Origin of the sequence: Achromobacter sp. 413638, assembly GCF_043119405.1 — a bacterium.
In the GTDB taxonomy this organism is placed as follows: domain Bacteria; phylum Pseudomonadota; class Gammaproteobacteria; order Burkholderiales; family Burkholderiaceae_B; genus Achromobacter.
In genome coordinates, this window is the sequence record NZ_JBICCO010000025.1 from 57,944 (window position 1) to 78,274 (window position 20,331).

The 20,331-nt window shown below is 65.4% G+C and carries 20 protein-coding genes and 1 pseudogene; 7 read left to right on the top strand and 14 right to left on the bottom strand.

Annotation, left to right across the window (positions count from 1 at the left end; all coding sequences use genetic code 11):
* Window positions 1–226: 226 nt before the first annotated feature.
* From ACEU5R_RS12685 to ACEU5R_RS12695, 3 genes are all read left to right on the top strand, one after another.
* Entirely contained in the window at window positions 227–3,157 is a 2,931-nt protein-coding gene (locus ACEU5R_RS12685) for a ribonucleoside-diphosphate reductase subunit alpha (RefSeq protein WP_392410437.1), read from the top strand.
* A 20-nt stretch (window positions 3,158–3,177) separates the two neighbouring features.
* A complete protein-coding gene (locus ACEU5R_RS12690; RefSeq protein ID WP_212316840.1) occupies window positions 3,178–4,377 on the top strand; it encodes a ribonucleotide-diphosphate reductase subunit beta in 1,200 nt (399 codons plus the stop codon).
* 346 nt (window positions 4,378–4,723) lie between these two features.
* Window positions 4,724–5,323 carry a histone H1-like DNA-binding protein gene (locus ACEU5R_RS12695; protein WP_103272356.1) on the top strand — a complete coding sequence of 200 codons (600 nt, stop codon included), beginning with the start codon at window positions 4,724–4,726 and terminating at the stop codon, window positions 5,321–5,323.
* Window positions 5,324–5,330: 7 nt separating this feature from the next.
* Here ACEU5R_RS12695 and ACEU5R_RS12700 read toward each other — a convergent pair whose 3' ends face one another.
* Entirely contained in the window at window positions 5,331–5,498 is a 168-nt protein-coding gene (locus tag ACEU5R_RS12700; protein ID WP_392410438.1) for a hypothetical protein, read from the bottom strand.
* On the opposite strand from ACEU5R_RS12700, the gene ACEU5R_RS12705 reads away from it, so the two are divergent.
* A complete protein-coding gene (locus ACEU5R_RS12705) occupies window positions 5,497–6,057 on the top strand; it encodes a YggT family protein (RefSeq protein ID WP_103272355.1) in 561 nt (186 codons plus the stop codon). The genes ACEU5R_RS12700 and ACEU5R_RS12705 overlap by 2 nt on opposite strands.
* 196 nt (window positions 6,058–6,253) lie before the next feature.
* Here ACEU5R_RS12705 and ACEU5R_RS12710 read toward each other — a convergent pair whose 3' ends face one another.
* The 13 genes from ACEU5R_RS12710 to ACEU5R_RS12770 form a co-directional block, all read right to left on the bottom strand.
* Entirely contained in the window at window positions 6,254–7,702 is a 1,449-nt protein-coding gene (locus ACEU5R_RS12710) for a D-alanine--poly(phosphoribitol) ligase (protein ID WP_392410439.1), read from the bottom strand.
* Window positions 7,703–7,730: 28 nt separating this feature from the next.
* The gene (locus tag ACEU5R_RS12715; protein ID WP_103272353.1) at window positions 7,731–8,858 is read right to left on the bottom strand and encodes an MBOAT family O-acyltransferase; all 1,128 of its coding nucleotides are present in this window, start codon (window positions 8,856–8,858) and stop codon (window positions 7,731–7,733) included.
* Between the two features lie 13 nt (window positions 8,859–8,871).
* Window positions 8,872–9,075, bottom strand: a complete 204-nt coding sequence (locus ACEU5R_RS12720; RefSeq protein ID WP_199771082.1) for a hypothetical protein — start codon at window positions 9,073–9,075, stop codon at window positions 8,872–8,874.
* A complete protein-coding gene (locus ACEU5R_RS12725; RefSeq protein ID WP_392410440.1) occupies window positions 9,072–10,250 on the bottom strand; it encodes a D-alanyl-lipoteichoic acid biosynthesis protein DltD in 1,179 nt (392 codons plus the stop codon). Before ACEU5R_RS12725 ends, ACEU5R_RS12720 begins: the two co-directional genes overlap by 4 nt.
* The gene (locus ACEU5R_RS12730; protein WP_103272351.1) at window positions 10,228–10,467 is read right to left on the bottom strand and encodes an acyl carrier protein; all 240 of its coding nucleotides are present in this window, start codon (window positions 10,465–10,467) and stop codon (window positions 10,228–10,230) included. Before ACEU5R_RS12730 ends, ACEU5R_RS12725 begins: the two co-directional genes overlap by 23 nt.
* Before the next feature lie 418 nt (window positions 10,468–10,885).
* Window positions 10,886–11,389, bottom strand: a complete 504-nt coding sequence (locus tag ACEU5R_RS12735) for a glycine zipper 2TM domain-containing protein (protein WP_212316854.1) — start codon at window positions 11,387–11,389, stop codon at window positions 10,886–10,888.
* A gap of 145 nt (window positions 11,390–11,534) precedes the next feature.
* The gene (locus ACEU5R_RS12740) at window positions 11,535–12,476 is read right to left on the bottom strand and encodes a carbohydrate kinase family protein (protein WP_103272349.1); all 942 of its coding nucleotides are present in this window, start codon (window positions 12,474–12,476) and stop codon (window positions 11,535–11,537) included.
* A 23-nt stretch (window positions 12,477–12,499) separates the two neighbouring features.
* Window positions 12,500–13,891 (bottom strand): DUF3426 domain-containing protein, encoded by a 1,392-nt coding sequence (locus ACEU5R_RS12745; protein WP_392410441.1) that lies wholly within the window; start codon window positions 13,889–13,891, stop codon window positions 12,500–12,502.
* A gap of 23 nt (window positions 13,892–13,914) precedes the next feature.
* Window positions 13,915–14,838, bottom strand: a complete 924-nt coding sequence (gene prmA / locus ACEU5R_RS12750; protein WP_103272347.1) for a 50S ribosomal protein L11 methyltransferase — start codon at window positions 14,836–14,838, stop codon at window positions 13,915–13,917.
* Between the two features lie 96 nt (window positions 14,839–14,934).
* Entirely contained in the window at window positions 14,935–16,281 is a 1,347-nt protein-coding gene (accC, locus tag ACEU5R_RS12755; RefSeq protein WP_103272346.1) for an acetyl-CoA carboxylase biotin carboxylase subunit, read from the bottom strand.
* A gap of 8 nt (window positions 16,282–16,289) precedes the next feature.
* Window positions 16,290–16,748: an acetyl-CoA carboxylase biotin carboxyl carrier protein gene (gene accB / locus ACEU5R_RS12760; protein WP_103272345.1), complete on the bottom strand. Its 459-nt coding sequence runs from the start codon at window positions 16,746–16,748 to the stop codon at window positions 16,290–16,292.
* Between the two features lie 87 nt (window positions 16,749–16,835).
* Window positions 16,836–17,270 (bottom strand): type II 3-dehydroquinate dehydratase, encoded by a 435-nt coding sequence (aroQ, locus tag ACEU5R_RS12765; RefSeq protein WP_103272344.1) that lies wholly within the window; start codon window positions 17,268–17,270, stop codon window positions 16,836–16,838.
* 96 nt (window positions 17,271–17,366) lie between these two features.
* Entirely contained in the window at window positions 17,367–17,903 is a 537-nt protein-coding gene (locus tag ACEU5R_RS12770) for a TlpA disulfide reductase family protein (RefSeq protein WP_103272343.1), read from the bottom strand.
* A 119-nt stretch (window positions 17,904–18,022) separates the two neighbouring features.
* Between ACEU5R_RS12770 and mpl the strand changes: the two genes are divergently transcribed.
* From mpl to ACEU5R_RS12785, 3 genes and pseudogenes are all read left to right on the top strand, one after another.
* Window positions 18,023–19,393, top strand: a complete 1,371-nt coding sequence (gene mpl / locus ACEU5R_RS12775; RefSeq protein WP_103272342.1) for a UDP-N-acetylmuramate:L-alanyl-gamma-D-glutamyl-meso-diaminopimelate ligase — start codon at window positions 18,023–18,025, stop codon at window positions 19,391–19,393.
* A 19-nt stretch (window positions 19,394–19,412) separates the two neighbouring features.
* On the top strand, window positions 19,413–20,024 hold the full coding sequence (locus ACEU5R_RS12780; RefSeq protein WP_392410442.1) for a YqiA/YcfP family alpha/beta fold hydrolase: 612 nt from the start codon (window positions 19,413–19,415) through the stop codon (window positions 20,022–20,024).
* Window positions 20,025–20,101: 77 nt separating this feature from the next.
* A pseudogene (locus tag ACEU5R_RS12785) lies at window positions 20,102–20,331 on the top strand (RNB domain-containing ribonuclease); the annotation flags it as partial.

Genomic DNA, 20,331 nt, shown 5'->3' on the forward strand with positions numbered 1-20,331 from the left:
CATGGTCACATCTTCTTCTTGTAGCTGTCTTAGTCGATCACTAGAATTAGTGCGAAATGAGGGGTGCTACACTACATGTTGTGGTCGCCCAAGCGCTGATTCCCGTCGGCCACGCCATCCGGACGACACCGTCCCAGCGTCGCGATCCCCCTCAAAACAGAACCCATTCCGTATCCGGCGCGATGCCGTCGCGCCCTATCTACGCGCTTTCCACACAGGAGCTTCCATGCAGACTACGATCGCCTCTGTGACCCGGCCCACGGCCGTGCCGCCCTCCCAAACCGATGCTTCGACCGACGCCAACGGCGGTCAGTGGGGCAGCTACAACCTGATCCGCCGCAATGGCTCGGTGGTCGGTTTCGAGCCCAGCAAGATCGCCATCGCCATGACCAAGGCCTTCCTGGCCGTCAATGGCGGCCAGGGCGCGGCTTCGGCCCGCGTGCGCGAGCTGGTCGAATCGCTGACCAAGCAGGTCGTCAACGCGCTGGTGCGCAACCGTCCCGGCGGCGGCACCTTCCATATCGAAGACGTGCAGGACCAGGTCGAACTGGCGCTGATGCGCTCGGGCGAGCATGACGTGGCCCGCTCCTACGTGCTGTACCGCGAGAAGCGCACCCAGGAACGCGCGGCGGCCGCCGCGGCCGACGCGCAGCAGCAGGCCGCCACCCCCGCAGCCGGCCCGTCGCTGAACGTGACCGACAACGGCGTGCGCCGTCCGCTCGATATCGCCGGCCTGCGCGCCACCATCGAAGCCGCCGGCGTGGGCCTGACCGAGTTCATCGACACCGAAGCGATCCTGAAGGAAACCGTCAAGAATCTGTACGACGGCATCCCCGTGGACGAAGTGTTCAAGTCCGCCATCCTGTCCGCCCGCGCGCTGGTCGAGAAAGACCCGGCCTACAGCCAGGTCACCGCCCGCCTGCTGCTGCACACGATCCGCAAGGAAGTGCTGGGCCAGGAAGTCTCGCAGGCCGACATGAGCCAGCGCTACGCCGACTACTTCCCCACCTTCATCTCGCGCGGGATCGAAGGCGGCCTGCTGTCGCCCGACCTGTCCCAATACGACCTGGCCAAGCTGGGCCAGGCGCTGGACGCCAGCCGCGACCTGCAGTTCGGCTACCTCGGCCTGCAAACTCTGTACGACCGCTACTTCCTGCACATCCGCGGCACCCGCATCGAACTGCCGCAGGTCTTCTTCATGCGCGTGGCCATGGGCCTGGCGCTGAAAGAGACCAACCGCGAAGCGCGCGCCATCGAGTTCTACGAGATCCTGTCCTCGTTCGACTTCATGAGCTCCACGCCCACGCTGTTCAACTCGGGCACGCTGCACTCGCAGCTGTCGTCGTGCTACCTGACCACGGTCTCGGACGACCTGGAAGGCATCTACGACGCCATCAAGGAAAACGCGCTGCTGGCCAAGTACGCCGGCGGCCTGGGCAACGACTGGACCCCGGTGCGCGCACTGCGCAGCCACATCAAGGGCACCAACGGCGAAAGCCAGGGCGTGGTCCCGTTCCTGAAGGTGGTCAACGACACCGCCGTGGCGGTGAACCAGGGCGGCAAGCGCAAGGGCGCGGTCTGCACGTACCTGGAAACCTGGCACCTGGACATCGAGGAATTCCTCGAACTGCGCAAGAACACCGGCGACGAACGCCGCCGCACGCACGACATGAACACGGCGAACTGGATTCCCGACCTGTTCATGAAGCGCGTCATGGAAAACGGCGAATGGACCCTGTTCTCGCCCTCCGACTGCCCCGACCTGCACGACAAGTACGGCCATGAGTTCGAAAAAGCCTACCTGGGCTACGAAGCCCGCGTGGCCAGCGGCGACCTCAAGCTGTTCAAGAAGATGCCGGCGCTGACGCTGTGGCGCAAGATGCTGTCGATGCTGTTCGAAACCGGCCACCCCTGGATCACGTTCAAGGATCCGTGCAACATCCGTTCGCCGCAGCAGCACGTCGGCGTGGTCCACAGCTCGAACCTGTGCACCGAGATCACGCTGAACACCAACGAATCCGAAATCGCGGTGTGCAACCTGGGTTCGGTGAACCTGGTCGCGCACATGAAGCCGGCCGCCGGCGGCGGTTTCGAACTCGACCACGAGAAGATCAAGCGCACGGTCAGCATCGCCATGCGCATGCTCGACAACGTGATCGACATCAACTACTACGCGGTCGACAAGGCGCGCAATTCCAACCTGCGCCACCGTCCGGTGGGCATGGGCATCATGGGTTTCCAGGACTGCCTGCAGATGATGCGCGTGCCTTACGCCTCGCAAGCCGCCGTCGAATTCGCCGACACGTCGATGGAAGCAGTGTGCTATCACGCATACTGGGCCTCGAGCCTGCTGGCCGAGGAACGCGGCCGCTATCAATCGTATGAAGGCTCGCTGTGGTCGCGCGGCATCCTGCCGCAAGACACGTTGAAGATGCTGCGCGATGAACGCGGTGGTCATGTCGAGGTCGATGAATCGAGCACGCTCGATTGGGATACGTTGCGCGCGCGCATCAAACAACATGGCATGCGCAACTCCAATTGCATCGCAATTGCCCCAACCGCCACTATTTCCAATATCATTGGCGTATCTGCGTGCATCGAACCCACTTTCCAGAACTTGTACGTCAAATCGAATCTCTCCGGCGAGTTCACGGTCGTAAACGATTACCTCGTGCGTGACCTGAAGAAACTCGGTCTCTGGGACGAAGTCATGGTCGCCGACCTCAAGTACTTCGACGGCAGCCTGTCCCGCATCGATCGCGTACCTTCCGAACTCCGCGAACTCTACGCCACCGCGTTCGAAGTCGAACCGAGCTGGCTGGTGGAATGCGCGTCGCGTCGCCAGAAGTGGATCGATCAGGCCCAGTCGCTGAACATCTACATGGCCGGCGCATCGGGCAAGAAACTCGACGACACCTACAAGCTGGCGTGGAAGCGTGGCCTGAAGACCACGTACTACCTGCGTACCCTGGGCGCGACCAGCGCCGAGAAATCCACGGGCCGCGGCGGCGAACTGAACGCCGTCAGCGCCGGCGGCCAATCCGCCGCCTCGCCTGTGGCCGCTGCACCTGTTTTGCCGGAACCCGAAGTTCTCGGGGCGGTTTGCACCATGCGGCCGGGCGATCCCGGCTTCGAAGAGTGCGAAGCCTGCCAATAACCGCCTCCGGAGAATGAATCATGATTAATTGGGAAGACGACAACCTCGCCACGCAACCTGCACAAGCCCCCGCGCCCGCGGCGGGCTCGCAGGGCGCGCCCGCAGTCCGGGCGGCGACCGGTGTGTTCGGCGACTCCGCCCTGCCCACGCCCGCCGCGCCTGAACACGCGGCCGGCCTAGCGGCCAGCGGCGATGCCGTCTCGCACCGCGTGAAGGTTGCCGACAAGCGCATCATCAACGGCCAGACCGACGTCAACCAGCTGGTGCCGTTCAAGTACAAGTGGGCCTGGGAAAAGTACCTGGCCACTTGCGCCAACCACTGGATGCCGCAAGAAATCAACATGTCGCGCGACATCGCCCTCTGGAAGAACCCGAACGGGCTCACCGAGGACGAGCGCCGCATCGTCAAGCGCAACCTGGGTTTCTTCGTCACGGCCGACTCGCTGGCCGCGAACAATATCGTGCTGGGCACCTACCGCCACATCACGGCGCCCGAATGCCGCCAGTTCCTGCTGCGCCAGGCGTTCGAGGAAGCGATCCACACGCACGCCTACCAATACATCGTCGAGAGCCTGGACCTGGACGAGGCGGAGATCTTCAACGCCTACAACGAAGTCCCGTCCATCCGCGCCAAGGACGAATTCCTGATCCCGTTCATCGACGCGATCGCCGACCCGAACTTCAAGACCGGCACGCCGGAAGCCGACCAGACGCTGCTGAAGTCGCTGATCGTCTTCGCGTGCCTGATGGAAGGCCTGTTCTTCTACGTCGGGTTCACGCAGATCCTGGCGCTGGGTCGCCAGAACAAGATGACCGGCGCGGCCGAGCAGTACATGTACATCCTGCGCGATGAATCCATGCACTGCAATTTCGGCATCGACCTGATCAACACCATCAAACTTGAGAATCCGCATCTCTGGACGCCGGAATTCCGCGAAGAAATCAGAGAACTCTTCCGCAAAGCGGTCGAACTCGAATACGCTTACGCCGAAGACACGATGCCGCGCGGCGTGTTGGGCCTGAACGCTCCGATGTTCAAGTCCTACCTGCGCTTCATCGCCAACCGTCGCTGCCAACAGATCGGCATCGAACCGCTGTTCCCCCAGGAAGAGAATCCCTTCCCGTGGATGGCGGAGATGATCGACCTTAAGAAGGAACGCAACTTTTTTGAAACTCGCGTGATCGAATACCAAACCGGTGGCACGCTGAGCTGGGAGTAAAGCCGTACGCCGCCAGGCCCGGCGCGGGCACGCCTCAAGCACGAGGCGTCGCGTTCGCGACAGGCCATGGCGGCGCGCTCCCCGGTCAGGGTGCTTCGAACACGCAAGACTAGCGGTAGGCGGCCTGTTTCAGGCTGACCTGCCGGCGCCATTTGAAATGGCTCGCGCCAAAGGAGCGGGGGCCATATCAAATGGCTGTGCCGAATTCATTAGCGCAAACCGTAGTAGCTGTTGCTCGCACAGAACAGCGGCATGCGCCGATGAATAGCCCGGGCACGGTCCGCTTTGTTGGCGGGTCGGGGCACGGGTTTAAGTTCTGGGACCCCTGAACCTAAGGAGCATGACCATGGCAACAGCCAAGAAAGCCGTAAAGAAAGCGGTGAAGAAGCCCGCCGCCAAGAAGGCAGTAGCGAAGAAGGCCGCCCCGGCCAAGAAAGCTGCCGCCAAGAAGGTTGCAGTGAAGAAGGTCGCCGCCAAGAAGCCGGCGGTGAAGAAGGTTGCCGCCAAGAAGCCGGCAGTCAAGAAGGTCGCCGCCAAGAAGCCGGCAGCCAAGAAGGTCGCCAAGAAAGCGGTAGCCAAGAAGGCCGTCGCCAAGAAGGTCGCGGCCAAGAAGCCCGCAGCCAAGAAGGCCGTCGCCAAAAAGGCCGTCGCCAAGAAAGCGGTAGCCAAGAAGGTCGTCGCCAAGAAGGCGGTTGCCAAGAAGGCTGTCGCCAAGAAGCCGGCTGCCAAGAAGGCCGTAGCCAAGAAGGCGCCTGCTGCCAAGAAGGCCGTAGCCAAGAAGGCTGCCCCGGCTGCCAAGAAGGCCCCGGCCGCCAAGAAGCCCGCTGCGAAGAAAGCCGCTCCGAAGAAGCCCGCCACGCCGCCGTCCACGGCTGCTGCCCCGGGTGCGAAGACCGCGCTGAACCCCGCCGCGTCGTGGCCCTTCCCGACCGGTGGCCGTCCCTAATCCGGACTCAGCCGTCTAGCGGTACTGAAGCCGCCTGGCCTGGCCAGGCGGCTTTTTCATTGAGGCCGTCTCGCAAGCCGGACCATCCCTGGCGCTGACCGTCACCGCGCGGAGGCACTTTTTCATCTGCCCGTGCGACAATGGAATCCGTCTTTTTCTGGTAGATCCCGTCCATGCTCGGTGAAATCCTTCGCTTCCTGCTCGAAATCGTCTTCACGCTATTCGGCGCCGCCTTGATCGCACGGGCATGGATGCACGCGATCCGGCTGCCGCCGTTCAATCCGCTGGCGCGCGCGATCTACCAAGCCACCAACTGGCTCGTGCTGCCGCTGCGCAAGATCATTCCCGCCGGCAACAAGATCGACTGGACCAGCCTGGTGGCGACCTGGCTGTCGGCGCTGGTCTATCTGGTGCTGATCTGGCTGGTGGCCATCGGCGCGCTGATCCCCGCAGCCCTGCTGCCCGCCGCCATGGGTTCGGCGCTGATCATGGCGATCAAGTGGGCGCTCAACCTGATCGTCTGGCTGACGCTGATCCAGGCCGTGCTGTCCTGGGTCAACCCCATGGCGCCGCTCATGCCGCTGCTCTCGACCCTGACCGCGCCGCTGCTCGATCCCATCCGCCGCATCCTGCCGCGCAGCTCGATCGATTTCTCGCCGCTGGTCCTGCTGGTGGTCGCGCAGATCGTGCTGATGGTCCTGGCCCGCCTCAGTTATTCGCTGATGGGGGTGTAGAAGGCCCCCCCGAGGCGCTGCGCGCCTTCCCCCAGGGGCGCAGCTGCGGACCGGCGGAGCCGGATCCGCGCTGCCCGGCTTGGGGAGGCAGTGCTGCTTGGGAAGGTGTGTTCTCAAAGAGAGACGACGGCATATATAGCGCCACGCTCACCAGCGCATGCGGCCACGCTCATCGGCGCATGCCGCCACGCTGCCCCTACACGGGTATCCCGGCGTAGATATCGAGCAACTTCTTGCGGTCGATCTTGTGGTTGTTCGACATGGGCAGGGCCGGGCAGGCCACCAGCTCGGACGGCACCATGTAGGGCGGCAGGCGTTGGGCCAGCAGATCTTTCCAGTTCGATAGCGCCTGCGCGTCCAGGAAGGCGGGCTGCTCGCCTGCCACCGCCGCCCCCGTGACGAAGCCGATCAGGCGTACCGCCGTGCCATCCGGACGGCGCAGCACGGCGCAGGCGCCGCCCTCCGCGCCGGGCAGCCCGTGCAGCGCCTCGTCGATTTCCGCCAGTTCGATGCGATAACCGTTGAGCTTGATCTGATCGTCCATGCGGCCACGGCAGAACAGCAGGCCGCCCTCCTCCATCTGGCCCAGGTCGCCGGTGCGAAAGCCCCGGCGGCCGTCAGCGTGGACGAAAAGCTTCTGCTCATTCAGGTCCGCACGGTTCAGATAGCCGCGCATGACATGGTCGCCGACGATGCAGATCTCGCCGTCCGTCACCAGCAGCTCGCAATCCGGCTTGGCGTGGCCGACCGGCAGCGGATCGTGCTGCGCCAGCACCGCGTCCGTGATCTCGATCCAGGTCGTGGCGACAGTGGCCTCGGTCGGACCGTAGGTATTCAGGATGGCCGCATCCGGGAAACGCTGGCGCAACTTCTTGGCCAGGGCGGCCGGCAAGGGTTCGCCGCAGAACAGGAACGTGCGCAAGGTCGGCAGCGTCGCGGGCGAGAAATCCCGATTGGCCAGTTGCTGATGCGCGAAGGACGGCGTCGATACCCACACCGTGATGCCTTGTTCGGCCAGCCTGGCGATCCACGCGGCGGGCGTGGCGATCAGTTCGCGCGAGTTCAGCACGCAGGCGCCGCCGGATGCCAGCGTGGCGAAAACTTCGTACATCGACAGGTCGAAGCTGAACGGCGCCTGGTTCATGAACACCGGCGCGTCGCCCAGTCCGAAACTGCCCAGCATCCAGTCACCCAGCAGGCCCACGCTCTCGCGCCCGATCTGCACGCCCTTCGGATCGCCGGTGCTGCCCGAGGTGAACATGACGTAGGCCAGGCCGCGTTCGGCCAGCGGCGCGCCGTGGCCGGGTTCAAAGCGGCCAGCGGCAGCATCGTAAACCGCCGCCGGCCGCACGATCTCAACGATGCGGCGCAGACGCTCGGGCGGATAGATCGTGTCGACCGGCACGAACGGCGCGCCGACCAGCAGCGCGCCGACCATCGCCACGAAGAATGAAGCCTGCTTGTGGCCATAGATGGCCACCGGCACATCCGGCGCCGCGCCATGCGCACGCGCGGCGTCGGCCCAGGCCAGCGCCTCGGCGCGCAGTTGCGCCCAGCTCAGGTTCCGGTCGGCCGCGGCCACCGCCAGCGCATCGGGCGCGCGCTCGCATTCCACGAAGTCGAAGGATTTCAGGTCGAAACGCATGCCGATGCTCCCGGCGTATGAAATTGGATCAGATCGGGCTGCGGCCGCTGAATACGTACAGCGCCAGCGCGGCCAGGATCAGGGTGAACACGCGCCCGGCGAAGCGCATCAGGGGCCGGGCCAGCGCGGCCTGCAGCCCCGGCCGCGTGCGGGCGGCATTGACCAGCAGGTTGTGGCCCACCGAATAGGCGCCGAACATCAGGCCGCTGACGATGTAGTGCGGCGACAGGCCGTTCCACACGCCCATGGCCAGCAGCGTGGCGAAGATGCCGATGTTCTGCGCCGCCATCCTGTGCCGCCCGAAGAACGCCGTCTTGCTCAGCGCCTTGTAGATGGGCATGAACACCACGTCGCGCAGCCATTCGGACAGGCTGATGTGCCAGCGCCGCCAGAAATCCTGCGGATTCAGCGTGGCCAGCGGATTGCGGAAATTGATCGGCAGATTGAAGCCGAACAGCATGCCGATCCCGATCGCCATCGTCGAATAGCCGGCGAAATCGAAGAACAGGTAGGCGCTGTACAGCGAGGCATTGAGCGCCACGCCGGTGAACGAATAATCGTGCGCGTCCAGCGTCGACAGGCCGTAGCGCCAGATCAGCTCGGCCAGGCCGAACTTCTGGATCACGCCGACCATGATCAGTTCCAGGCCCGAAAGCCAGGTGTTCAGGCTCACGCCTTCATAGCCGCGCTTCAGGTCGGCCTGGAAGTTGCGCCAGCGGTACATGGGACCGGCCAGCAGCGTCAGCGGGAAAAACACGTAGATGCAGTAGTCCAGCAGCGAGATGCGTTCGTTGCGCGGCGCGAACAGCAGCACATCGATGGCGCGGAAGGTCGCGAAGGACAGGCCCAGCATCGCCGCCAGGTGCGATACGCCGGTCTTGACCAGCAGCAAGGGCGTCATCGTGATGATGACCGCGAGCCAGGTCGGAATGTACTTGCGGCGCACCGCCCACAGCGCGGCGCCGGAAATGGCCAGCAGCGCCAGTGGCTGCCAGGGCCGGTGCCAGAACACCGCCATCCACACCGCCAGGCAGATCGCGGCGATGACGTGGCGATAACCAATGCGCAACGGCATGCCGAAGGCGCGATAGGCCAACAGGCCCAGTCCGCCGAACAGGGCGCCGCCAAAAAAACTCAAGCTTGCGAACAATTCCATGCTGTGGCCGCGCTCAGAATTGCTGGTACTGGAATTCGACCTTGATCGGTCCGCCGCTACCCGTGGTGGGCTGGGCCTGCAGCACGAACACCAGGATCACGCCAAGGTACAGGCACAGGTGCCACAGGAACCGCCGGCCCCAGCCCTTGCCGGCATCCCGGTCAGGCGCCGCCGCGTCATCCGGCTTGGCGAATGCCCTGCAAAAAAATTGCTTCATCGGGAAAAATACTCCGCAATGCCCTGGTCGGCCATGGCCCAGCCCAGTTCGGCCAGGTGCATGTCGTCACGCACCATGCCGGGCTCGAAGGGAATGCTGTAGAGGTCCAGGCAGCCCATCTGGTAGCGCGTGCACATGCCGGTGATGGCGGCCACCACCGGATCGAAGCGCTCCATGTCCAGGATGAGCTTGGGATTGAAAGGCTGGATTACGAAGTACGCCTTGACCTTGCGCTTTTGCAGCAGCGCCATCAGGCGCGACAGGTCGCCCAGTTCGGTGCGGGTAAGCGGGTCGACATTGGCGAATTCGTTGCGCGCCGGCGAGTACAGGGATGCCAGGTACTGCTTGTAGTAGTCGTCGCGCACATCGTAGGGATTATTGCCGCCCAGCTTGTGCTCGACTTCGCGCGCCTCCTGGGTCAGGCGGCTCCAGTGCCCGGCGTTCAGGCGGGCAGCCGAGGGCCAGACCACGTAGCGGTGCGCCGGCACGGACAGCTTGCTGCGCGGCTTGTCCGGCGCGGGTTCCTGGCGCGCGTTCCACCACAACGAGACCTTGTCCTTCAGCTCGGCCACCTGGCCGTTCGCGATGAGCCAGAGCAGGCCCCAGTTCGCGTTGTCGCTGATCCAGGTCTGCAACTGCTCGCGCGTGCTGGGCTTGTCCCAAAGGCGGTTCCAGACCGGCCCCGTGACATGCTCGGCGAAGGCGCTGCGCGGCAGCTGCCCGCCCGAGGCGAACCAGGCGGGCGACACCATGATGACCAGGCGCGTGTTCGGCGTGAGCGAATCGGCCACGGACTCCAGCACGCTGACCATGCCGTAGGACTGGAACATGGCGTGGCCATAGGCCAGCGTCGGCACCTTCAGCTCTTCGGGAAAGAAGCGGTACGGCACGAAGCGCAAATCGTGGCTGGACAGCTCGGACGAGCCCAGCACCACCAGCGTGCCGTCGCTGAGCGCATTGCCCAGGCGGTTCAGGTTGACGTGCTGGGTGCCCCAATCCGGCCCCAGATTGGGCAGGTAGTTGCTCTTGTCCGCGGCGGGCGCGGCGACCGGCAGGACGATGCGGCTGAGCACGTCGTCCGCGCCCAGGTACGCGCCGATGGCCAGCGCAACCGCCGTGGTGGCGGCCGCGACGTGCGACAGCAGCCGGGAATTACGAAGTATGGGCAGCGACATAGCCGGCAAGCGTGCGAACCGACTGTAAATGCTCCGCGATCTCCGGAGCCGGTATGCTGCAGCCGTACTCGGACTCGACAGCCAGCGTGATGTCCACGGCGGCGAGCGAATCCACCAGGCCGGTGGCGATCAACTGCGTGTCGGGAGTGACTTTCTTGAGGACGATCGACTCGACGATCTCGCCGATCTTGGTGTGGAGTTCTTGCTCGGTATGCATAGATAGTGCAGCGTTATGTCGCCTCGAAAGGCACAACATCCCCCGCCCCGAGATTCAGGACGGCGAGTTTACAGAAAAAACCTGAAAATCAACTGACGATGCCGACCGGCTTCCCGGGTGGCGCCGATGCAAGCCGTTACAACATCATTCCGGCCCTTGTCGGCGTGGCAGGCGAATCATGGCACTTCAACCGTTGAATCGCCATGAAACTTCCGGCCGAAATCGCGGAAAAACACAAAAAGTACGGCATTTCGAGGGTAATCACGGTGCGCCGCGTTGCGGCGGAACGACAGCCTGCGCGAGGAACCCTGCGCCAGCGGCGCCCAGCACGACGCCGCGGTGTTCCAGCGGCTTTCCTGCGCGGCCCGCGCCAATGAAAAAAGCCCGCTTGCGCGGGCTTTTCTCTGGCGACGACGATTTACATCGGGGTGACGCGCGTGGGGCCTGCCCCGCTGATCACCTGGACGCGTTGGCCGACGCTGATGGGCACATCGGCTTCCTGGGCCACGACGCGGGTTTCGCCGTTGTCCAGGCGCACCGTGATTTCGTAGCCGGACGACTTGCCAACCGAGTTCTCGATGGCATTGCCCGCCAGCGCGCCCAGAATGGCGCCGCCCACCGTGGCAATGGTGCGGCCCGTGCCGCCGCCGACCGCGTTGCCCGCGACGCCGCCCAGCGCGCCACCGGCCAGCATGCCTGCGCCGCTGGACTTGTCGTTCTGGATCACGATGGGACGCACGCCGGTGACTGTGCCCGTGCGGACGATCTGCTCGCGCTGAGCCTGGTCATAGCTGTACACGCCGCTGGAGGCGCTGCGGTTGGCGCAGCCACCCAGCACGGCCATCGACGTGACGACGGCGGCGACGGCCAGCCAGCGGCCGGCGCGCGGCGAGACCAGGGAAATGGATTTGGTTTGGTTCATTTGGACTCCTCGATCGGGCATCGCCGACGAATTTTGATCATACTCCAGCCCGAAAACGGTGATGGAGCAGCCTGCAACACAGTGAAACGCGATCGTCCATTTCGACCGGCGCCACGGGCGCCGGTTCCCCACCCTGTACGCGGGTTCAGGCAGGCAGATGAATGCCGTAGGTGGCATGCAGCACCGCGTCGATCTCGGCGCGCGACGGCGCATAGTTCTGCGGACCGCGCGAGGCGATCTTGAGGGCGCCCATGACATTGCCCAGGCGGCAGCTGTCTTCCCAGCTCCAGCCGCAGGTCAGGCCGTAGAGCAGACCGCCGCGCTGCGAATCGCCGCAGCCGGTGGGGTCCACGACCTGGGCCGCGCGCACGGGCGCGATCTGGACCGTCTTGCCTTCGGTATACAGCGTGGCGCCTTCGGCGCCGCGGGTGACGACCACGGCGGTCAGGTCGCGCGCGATGTCCTCGATGCTGCGGCCGGTGCGCTGCTCGACCACGCTGGCCTCGTAGTCATTGACCGTCAGCGCCTGCGTCATCTTGAGCATGCGCTCCAGGTCATCGCGGTCGAACAGGGGCATGGCCTGGCCCAGATCGAAGATGAACGGAATGCCGCTCTTGTTCAGCCGTTCCGCGTGGGCGAACATGCCTTCCTTGGCGTCGGGCGCCACGATGGCCCAGGCCGCCTTGGCGCCGGTCACGTCGTTCTGCGCGGCAAAAGCCATGGCGCCGGGATGGAACGCGGTGATCTGATTGTCGTCCAGGTCGGTCGTGATGAAGCACTGGGCGGTGAAGGTCTCGGGAATCGTCTTGATCCGGCTGACGTCGATGCCCAGGCCCTGCAGCCGCTCCAGGTATTCGCCGGCGTCCTCGCCGACGGTGGCGACCGGCACGGGCTTGCCGCCCAGCAACTGCATGCTGTAGGCGATATTGCCCGAGCAACCGCCGTATTCCTTGCGCATGCTGGGCACCAGGAACGAGACGCTCAGCGCATGGATGCGGTCAGCAAGGATGTGCTCCTTGAAGCGCCCCTCGAATACCGCGATGGTGTCGAAAGCCATCGAACCGCAGACCAGGACCGAATTCGTCATGCCTGTCATCCTTGAAGAAAAATTTAGGGAAAGAATTTGTCGAGCTGATAGCCGTTGACCTGGACGCCCGCCACTTCGATGGGCACCGAGATCTTGAGCTCGCCGGCCGGGCCGAAGGGGCCGCGCAGTTGCTCCGGCGTCAGGTAATCCTCGGGCCGCAGCACCTTGCGCACGACCACGGTATCCGACAGGTCGGTCAGATCCAGCACCAGCGCGGGCCAATGCTGCGGCTTGTCATAGCGGTTGCGCAGCATCAGGTTCAGCACCAGGCGGCTGCGGCCGTCATCGATGGCGGCAGCGCCCGGCGGCGGCTGCAGCGAAGAAGCGGAAATCGCGATGCGCTCCAGGCGGCGCGCGTAGCCCACCGTGCAGCCCATGGAGCGGCAGGCGGCTTCCAGCGCCGGACGCAGCGCCGGCACGGAATTGGCGATATCCACGCGGTAGGCATAAAGCAGTTGCAGGCCCAGCGCGATCAGGCCCAGCAGGCATCCGTAGCCCCAGAGCCGGCGCAGCAGGCCCCGGCGCGCCTGCCGGTCCTGGTCCAGGAATTCCGGCGGAGCGCGCCCCACGTCGGTGGCGCTGGAATAGCGGGTGCGAGACTCGCCCAGCACCGGCGCGCCATCCTGTAGCGCGTCGCCGTCGGCGTCTTCAAAGTCACTGGCATCTTCATCGGCATGGCCGCGGCCGTCGTCGAGGGCGCCGTCGTCCTCTACGCGCGCCCGCAATGCTGGCTCACGCACCGCCTCGGCGCGCACCGGCGCACTCCAGGACAGCGACGGCTCACCGCGCCGGTCGTCGGCTACGAACGCCTCGCCGCGACGCTCCTCGAATCGTGGCGCCGCGGGGCGCGAGTGCGGATAGCGCTCATCAGCACGGTCGCGCCAGCCGCTCGCATCATCATGCCCGTCCTCGCCGTGACGACGACCGCCCCGTGGTTCATCGTCCTGCGATTCGTCATCATGCAGCTCATCGTCCAGCAGCTCATCGTCATCCAGCTCGTCGGCGCGCGCGTCCTGGTCCTGCGCCTGCCGGCGGATCTGTTCGCGGCTGCGCAGCACGGCGGGCGGCGTCGTGGATGGCGGCTGCGCCCAAGGCCGCGCCGGGGATTGCGAGAAAGCAGGCTCGTCTTCCCACGGCGGCACCGGCTCGGACGCCCGGGCAGTCGGAGTCTCGGGCCGAACCAAGGGAGGAACCGCATGGGCCGGCTCGGCGGCCCGGGCCGCAGTCGCGGCCGGCATGGCGACCGGCGTCTCGGCCTGCCGCCCGGGAACGTCCGCGGGCTGCACCAGACTGGCCCGGCCGTCGAACACCGAGGAGCAGGCGCCGCAGCGCACCAGGCCATTGCGGATCCGCAACTGGTCCGGCACCACCTTGAAGGCGGTGCCGCAATGCGGGCAGCGGGTGGTCAAAGCCATGGCGTTGCGCGGCAGCTATGCGTTCAGGCCTTGCGGCCGTGCAGGCAGACCCAGCCGTCGCGCGCGCGCCAGACCGACATGGCGATCCACGGCGCATAGGCGGCGGCGACTTCCTCGGCCTGCCGTTCCAGCACGCCCGAGAGCACCAGCTGCCCGCCGGGCGCGACGCGGCCGGCCAGCATGGGCGCCAGCACCTTCAGCGGGTTCGACAGGATATTGGCGACCACGACCTGGAACGTGCCGTCCTTCAGGCCGTCGGGCAGCATGGCGTCCAGCTCGACGCCGTTGACCTGGGCGTTGAACACGGTGCTCTGCACGGCTTGCGGATCGATGTCCACCGCCTGGGTCGGCCCCGCGCCCAGCTTGCGCGCGGCGATGGCCAGGATGCCCGAGCCGCAGCCGTAGTCCAGCAGCGTCGCGCCGGCCGGCAGCTCGGCTTCGAGCCAGGCCAGGCACAGGTGGGTCGTGGGATGGCTGCCGGTGCCGAAAGCCAGGCCCGGATCGAGTTCGATGTGGATGGCGCCGTCGGCGGCATCCAGGTCCAGCCCCGGCACGTCCGGATTGTCGCGGTGCCAGCTGGGCACGATCCACAGCCGCTCGGCGACCTGGATGGGGCCGAACTGCGATTGCGTCAGCCGCACCCAGTCAGCGTCCGGCACATCGCGCAGGCTCCAGTCCTGGAACAGCGCGGGGTCCAGTTCGCCGGCCTCGGCCGCCTCTGCCATGATCTGGGCAGGGTCGGCGCCGTCGGGCAGCAAGGCCACGACGCGGTTGCGGTCCCAGGCCTGCACGTCGGGCTCGGTGCCCGGTTCGCCGAACAAAGGACGCTCGTCGTCGGTGCCGAAATCGGCGTCCTCGACCGACACCGACAGCACGCCGGCTTCCAGCAGCGCGTCGGACAGGGCTTCGGCCTGGGCTTCCAGGCAATGGAGCACGAGTTCACGCATGAGATTCTTCCATCTGGACGACGGGCCGCGGCATGCGCCGCGGCCCGTTCGACCGTAAAAACACAAAAGGGGCCTCGCGGCCCCGGAAAAAGCGGATCAAGGCCGCTGGGCCAGCTTGTTTTCCAGATAATGGATGCTGGTGCCGCCTTCGATGAAGCGGGCGTCCTGCAACAGCTCGCGATGCAGCGGGATGTTGGTCGAAATGCCTTCCACCACCATTTCCGACAGGGCCGTGCGCATGCGGGCCAGCGCCTGGTCGCGCGTATCGCCGTAGGTAATGACCTTGGCGATCATGGAATCATAGTTCGGCGGCACGAAATAACCGTTGAACGCGTGCGAATCGATACGAACGCCAGGGCCGCCCGGGGTGTGCCAGTTGGTGATGCGGCCGGGGCTGGGCACGAAGCGGAACGGATCCTCGGCGTTGATGCGGCATTCGATCGCATGACCCTTGAAGCCGATGTCGCGCTGGCGCAGCGTGAACTTCTCGCCGGCGGCGATCAGGATCTGCTGCTGGACCAGGTCCACGCCGGTGATCAGCTCGGTGACGGGATGCTCGACCTGGATGCGGGTGTTCATTTCGATGAAATAGAACTCGCCGTTTTCATACAGGAACTCGAACGTGCCCGCGCCGCGATAGCCCATCTTGCGGCAGGCGTCGGCGCAGCGGTCGCCGATGCGCTCGATCAGCCGGCGCGCGATGCCGGGGGCCGGCGCTTCCTCGATGACCTTCTGGTGGCGGCGCTGCATGGAGCAGTCGCGCTCGCCCAGCCAGACCGCGTTGCGGCCGCCGTCGGCCAGCACCTGGATTTCCACGTGGCGCGGATTCTCCAGGAACTTCTCCATATAGACTTCGGGATTGTTGAACGCGGCGCCAGCCTCGGAACGCGTCATCGTGACGGCATTCAGCAGCGCGGCTTCCGTGTACACCACCCGCATGCCGCGGCCGCCACCGCCGCCCGCGGCCTTGATGATGACCGGGTAGCCGACTTCGCGCCCAATGCGCACGATTTCCTGCGGATCGTCGGGCAACGCGCCCTCGGAACCGGGCACCACCGGCACGCCGGCCTCGATCATGGCGCGCTTGGCGCTGACCTTGTCGCCCATCAGGCGAATGGTGTCGGGACGCGGACCGATGAACACGAAGCCGCTTTTCTCGACGCGCTCGGCGAAATCGGCGTTTTCCGACAGGAAACCATAGCCGGGGTGGATCGCCTCGGAATCGGTGACTTCGGCGGCCGAGATGATGGCCGGCATGTTCAGGTAGCTTTCACGCGAGGGCGCGGGCCCGATGCACACGGACTCATCGGCCAGGCGCACGTACTTGGCTTCGCGATCGGCCTCGGAGTGCACCACCACGGTCTTGATGCCCAGCTCGCGGCAAGCGCGCTGAATGCGCAGGGCGATCTCGCCCCGGTTGGCGATCAGGATTTTTTCGAACATATCAGCGATCAGCCAATGACGAACAGGGGCTGGCCGTACTCGACGGGTTCGCCGTTCTCGACCAGGATTTCCTTGATCACGCCGGACTTGTCGGCTTCGATCTCATTGAGCAGCTTCATGGCTTCAATGATGCAGAGGGGATCGCCTTCCTTGACGCTCTGGCCGACGTCGATGAACGGCGCGGCGCCCGGGTTCGGCGAGCGGTAGAACGTGCCGACCATCGGCGCCTTGACCACATGGCCCTGGATCGCGGCCGGCGCCGGCGCGGCGGGCGCGGCAGCGGCGGGAGCGGGAGCGGCCACCGGCGCGGCGGCCACGCCGGCCTCGGGCTGATGGTACGCGACCGGCTGCAGGGTCTGCGAGAACTTGACGATGCGAACCTTGCCTTCGCCTTCGGTGATTTCCAGCTCGGCGATGCCCGATTCAGCCACCAGGTCGATCAGGGTTTTGAGTTTTCGAAGGTCCATAGAAGCTGCTTCCCGAAATAGTGTCGGCAACGTCCCTGCGTCGGGACCGCGCCGTTTAAGATGTAAAAGCGATGTGTTGGAGCGAGATCAGTGCCGCACCGCGTAGCGCAGGGCCGCCTCGTAGCCGTCCGCGCCCAGGCCGCTGATGAGGCCTACCGCCAGATCGGACAGATACGAGTGATGCCTGAAGGGCTCCCGCTTATACAGGTTGGACAAATGTACTTCAATAAATGGGATCGCGACCCCGGCCAGCGCATCGCGAACCGCGACGCTGGTGTGCGTGTAAGCCGCCGCGTTGATGATGATGAAGTCCGTGCCGTCTTGCCGCGCCGCCTGGATGCGATCGACCAGTGCGCCCTCGTGATTGCTCTGCCACGCCGTGAGCGTGGCGCCCAGTTCCCCTGCAAGCCGTTCCAGGTTTTCATTGATCTGCTGCAGCGTCAGACTGCCGTAGATATGAGGTTCCCGGGTGCCTAGCAGGTTCAGATTCGGGCCATGCAATACCAGTATGTTTTGCGCCATGCGCTTGCCAATGAGTGGATTGCCAATCTTGATTTGTTGGCAAAACAGCCGATAAACCAGCTTTTTACGCCAATTCCCACCATTTGTCCAACAGACTTACGCCTTCAAACCGGCCAAAGTCTGATCCAGGTCCTGGGGCTGAATTTCACCCAGGATCTTCCGGTTAATTCCACCATCTGCATTGAAAACAACCGTAAAAGGCAAGCCGCCGCTAGGATTGCCCAGCTTGCGCAACACATCGATGCCACCGGCGCCCAACACCCACAGCGGATACGAAACCTGCACTTTCTCGACAAATTTCTGCATATTGGCGGCTGAATCAACGCCGATACCCACAAAGCGCACTTTCGGATATTTTTTCTGCAAGGCATCCAGCTCGGGCATCTCCTTGACGCAAGGCGCGCACCAGGTCGCCCAGAAATTCACCAGCATGGGCTGCCCTTTCCAGGCGTCCAGCGAATGCGAGGCGCCGCTCAGGTCGGGCAGGCGCAGCGCCATCAGCGAGGCGACGGGATCGACCTGCGCGTCGGCGGCCTGCGGCGCTTGCGACTTGCCGCGACCCAGCCAGGTGAACACGCCGGCCGCGGTGGCGGCGACGGCCACGCCGGCGGAAAGAATGAGACGTCGATTCATGGCGCGATCATAACCGCTGCCGTGGGTTTGCGCCTTGCGCCGGCACAGTCCGGCCCACCGCCATGCGGCGCAGCCTGGCCCGCCTCTATATATACAATGCAGCACAGGAGAGTTTTTCAATGCATCTGCATATTCTTGGCATCTGCGGTACGTTCATGGGCGGGCTGGCGCTGATCGCGCGTGCCGCCGGACACAAGGTCACCGGCTGCGACGCGGGCGTCTATCCGCCCATGAGCACGCAGCTGGCCGAACAAGGCATCGAGCTGATCGAAGGGTTCGGCCCCGAGCAACTGGCGCTCAAGCCCGACCTGTACGTGATCGGCAACGTGGTCAGCCGCGGCAACCCGCTGATGGAAGCCATCCTGGAATCGGGCGCGCGCTATGTCTCCGGCCCGCAATGGCTGGGCGACAACATCCTGCCCGGCGCCCATGTGCTGGCGGTGGCCGGCACCCACGGCAAGACCACCACCAGCTCCATGCTGACCTGGATCCTGGAAGCGGCGGGCCTGGCGCCCAACTTCCTGATCGGCGGCGTGGCGCCCGACCTGCACGTCTCGGCCCGGTACAGCCCCACGCAGCGACATTTCGTGATCGAGGCGGACGAGTACGACACGGCCTTCTTCGACAAGCGCTCGAAGTTCGTGCACTACCGCCCCCGCACCGCGATCCTGAACAACCTCGAATACGATCACGCCGACATCTTTCCCGATCTGGCCGCCATCGAAACCCAATTCCATCACCTGGTCCGCACCATTCCCGGCTCGGGCCGCATCCTGCGCCCGACGCATTCCGACGCGCTCGACCGCGTACTGGCGCGCGGCTGCTGGTCGGAAACGGTCACGTTCGGCGACGATGGCCGCTGGCAGGCGTCCGAACCCGACGCAGAGGGCGCCTTTATCGTCCGCCGCGACGGTCAGGACATCGGCACGGTGCGCTGGTCGCTCGGCGGCGAACACAACCGCATGAACGCGCTGGCCGCGCTGGCCGCCGCCGACCATGCCGGCGTGCCGGCGGCCCAGGGCATCGAGGCGCTGAGCCGCTTCGGCGGCGTCAAGCGCCGCATGGAATTGCGCGGCACGGTCCAGGGCGTGAAGGTCTATGACGACTTCGCGCACCATCCCACCGCCATCGCCACCACCATCGCCGGCCTGCGCCGTCAGGTGGGGCAGGCCCGCATCCTGGCCGTGCTGGAGCCCCGCTCCAACACCATGAAACTCGGCACCATGGCCGCCCGCCTGCCCGATGCGCTGGCTGGCGCCGACCTGGTGTTCTGCTTCGGCGCCAAGTCCGGCAAGCACGCGCTGGGCTGGGACCCGGCCGAGGTGCTGGCGCCGCTGGGCGCGCGCGCCAGCCATCGCGACGACATCGACGCGCTGGTGGACGCGGTGGTCCAGGCCGCCCGACCCGGCGACCATGTGCTGGTCATGAGCAACGGCGGCTTCGGCGGCATCCACGGCAAGCTGCTGGATGCGCTGGAGCGACGCGCTTGAGGCGCCCAAGGACGACGCGATGAGCAGCTCGATCCTCTACCTGCATGGTTTCCGCTCGTCGCCGACCTCGTTCAAGGCCCGCCTGATGGCCGACGCCATGACCGAACGCGGCCTGGCCGGCGCCTGGGCCTGCCCTCAACTACCCGCCAGCCCGCGCCAGGCCATCGACATGGCCATGGATATCGCCCGCCGCCAGCTGGAAGGCGCGCCCGATCCGCGCGCGCTGACGGTCATCGGCTCATCGCTGGGCGGTTTCTACGCCACCTGGCTGGCCGAGCAGCTGGGCTGCCAGGCCGTGCTGCTCAATCCGGCCGTCCAGGCCCCGCGCGACCTGGCCACCCAGGTCGGCGAACACCGCATGTATCATTCGGACGAACCCTTCGTTTTCCTGCCGGAATACGTGGACGAGTTGACGGCGATCCACGCGCCCGCCATCACGCGACCCGAGCGCTACTTCCTGGTGGCGGCCACGGGGGACGAAGTGCTGGACTGGCGCGAGATGCGCGACCGCTACGCGGGCTGCCGCCAGCGCATCGTGCAGGGCAGCGACCACGGCCTGTCCGACTTCGCCCGCTGGATGCCCGAGGTTCTCGAATTCGCGCTTGGCGCGGAGCCCGTTCGCCCCCAATAATCCATCTGTGCCCCGAACTCCATAACGACAGCTGCACCACGGCGGCGCGTGCGCGCCGTCCAGGACGATCCACCACCATGTATGTGTTTTACGAAGACGACGGCAGCTTCAAGGCCGGCAACATCCTGTCCGAAACCGACGCCAGCCTGCAGGTGGAATCGGAATCCGGCAAGCGCAGCAAGATCAAGCGCGCCAACACGCTGTTCACATTCGCCGCGCCGGAACCCGCCGCGCTGATGAGCCAGGCGGCGGCCGCCGCCGCGGCGCTGGACCTGCAGTTACAGTGGGAATGCGCGCCCCAGGAGGA

What these genes read in the sequence shown, in the direction of transcription:
- ACEU5R_RS12740 (WP_103272349.1), bottom strand. Translation starts at nt 12,476, where the DNA reads ATGACGAATTCGGTCCTGGTCTGCGGTTCGATGGCTTTCGACACCATC.
- aroQ (WP_103272344.1), bottom strand. Translation starts at nt 17,270, where the DNA reads ATGGCGCAAAACATACTGGTATTGCATGGCCCGAATCTGAACCTGCTA.
- ACEU5R_RS12705 (WP_103272355.1), top strand. Translation starts at nt 5,497, where the DNA reads ATGCTCGGTGAAATCCTTCGCTTCCTGCTCGAAATCGTCTTCACGCTA.
- ACEU5R_RS12715 (WP_103272353.1), bottom strand. Translation starts at nt 8,858, where the DNA reads ATGGAATTGTTCGCAAGCTTGAGTTTTTTTGGCGGCGCCCTGTTCGGC.
- ACEU5R_RS12700 (WP_392410438.1), bottom strand. Translation starts at nt 5,498, where the DNA reads ATGGACGGGATCTACCAGAAAAAGACGGATTCCATTGTCGCACGGGCA.
- ACEU5R_RS12780 (WP_392410442.1), top strand. Translation starts at nt 19,413, where the DNA reads ATGAGCAGCTCGATCCTCTACCTGCATGGTTTCCGCTCGTCGCCGACC.
- ACEU5R_RS12735 (WP_212316854.1), bottom strand. Translation starts at nt 11,389, where the DNA reads ATGAACCAAACCAAATCCATTTCCCTGGTCTCGCCGCGCGCCGGCCGC.
- ACEU5R_RS12685 (WP_392410437.1), top strand. Translation starts at nt 227, where the DNA reads ATGCAGACTACGATCGCCTCTGTGACCCGGCCCACGGCCGTGCCGCCC.
- ACEU5R_RS12745 (WP_392410441.1), bottom strand. Translation starts at nt 13,891, where the DNA reads ATGGCTTTGACCACCCGCTGCCCGCATTGCGGCACCGCCTTCAAGGTG.
- ACEU5R_RS12770 (WP_103272343.1), bottom strand. Translation starts at nt 17,903, where the DNA reads ATGAATCGACGTCTCATTCTTTCCGCCGGCGTGGCCGTCGCCGCCACC.
- prmA (WP_103272347.1), bottom strand. Translation starts at nt 14,838, where the DNA reads ATGCGTGAACTCGTGCTCCATTGCCTGGAAGCCCAGGCCGAAGCCCTG.
- ACEU5R_RS12695 (WP_103272356.1), top strand. Translation starts at nt 4,724, where the DNA reads ATGGCAACAGCCAAGAAAGCCGTAAAGAAAGCGGTGAAGAAGCCCGCC.
- ACEU5R_RS12725 (WP_392410440.1), bottom strand. Translation starts at nt 10,250, where the DNA reads ATGTCGCTGCCCATACTTCGTAATTCCCGGCTGCTGTCGCACGTCGCG.
- ACEU5R_RS12690 (WP_212316840.1), top strand. Translation starts at nt 3,178, where the DNA reads ATGATTAATTGGGAAGACGACAACCTCGCCACGCAACCTGCACAAGCC.
- mpl (WP_103272342.1), top strand. Translation starts at nt 18,023, where the DNA reads ATGCATCTGCATATTCTTGGCATCTGCGGTACGTTCATGGGCGGGCTG.
- ACEU5R_RS12720 (WP_199771082.1), bottom strand. Translation starts at nt 9,075, where the DNA reads ATGAAGCAATTTTTTTGCAGGGCATTCGCCAAGCCGGATGACGCGGCG.
- ACEU5R_RS12710 (WP_392410439.1), bottom strand. Translation starts at nt 7,702, where the DNA reads ATGCGTTTCGACCTGAAATCCTTCGACTTCGTGGAATGCGAGCGCGCG.
- accC (WP_103272346.1), bottom strand. Translation starts at nt 16,281, where the DNA reads ATGTTCGAAAAAATCCTGATCGCCAACCGGGGCGAGATCGCCCTGCGC.
- ACEU5R_RS12730 (WP_103272351.1), bottom strand. Translation starts at nt 10,467, where the DNA reads ATGCATACCGAGCAAGAACTCCACACCAAGATCGGCGAGATCGTCGAG.
- accB (WP_103272345.1), bottom strand. Translation starts at nt 16,748, where the DNA reads ATGGACCTTCGAAAACTCAAAACCCTGATCGACCTGGTGGCTGAATCG.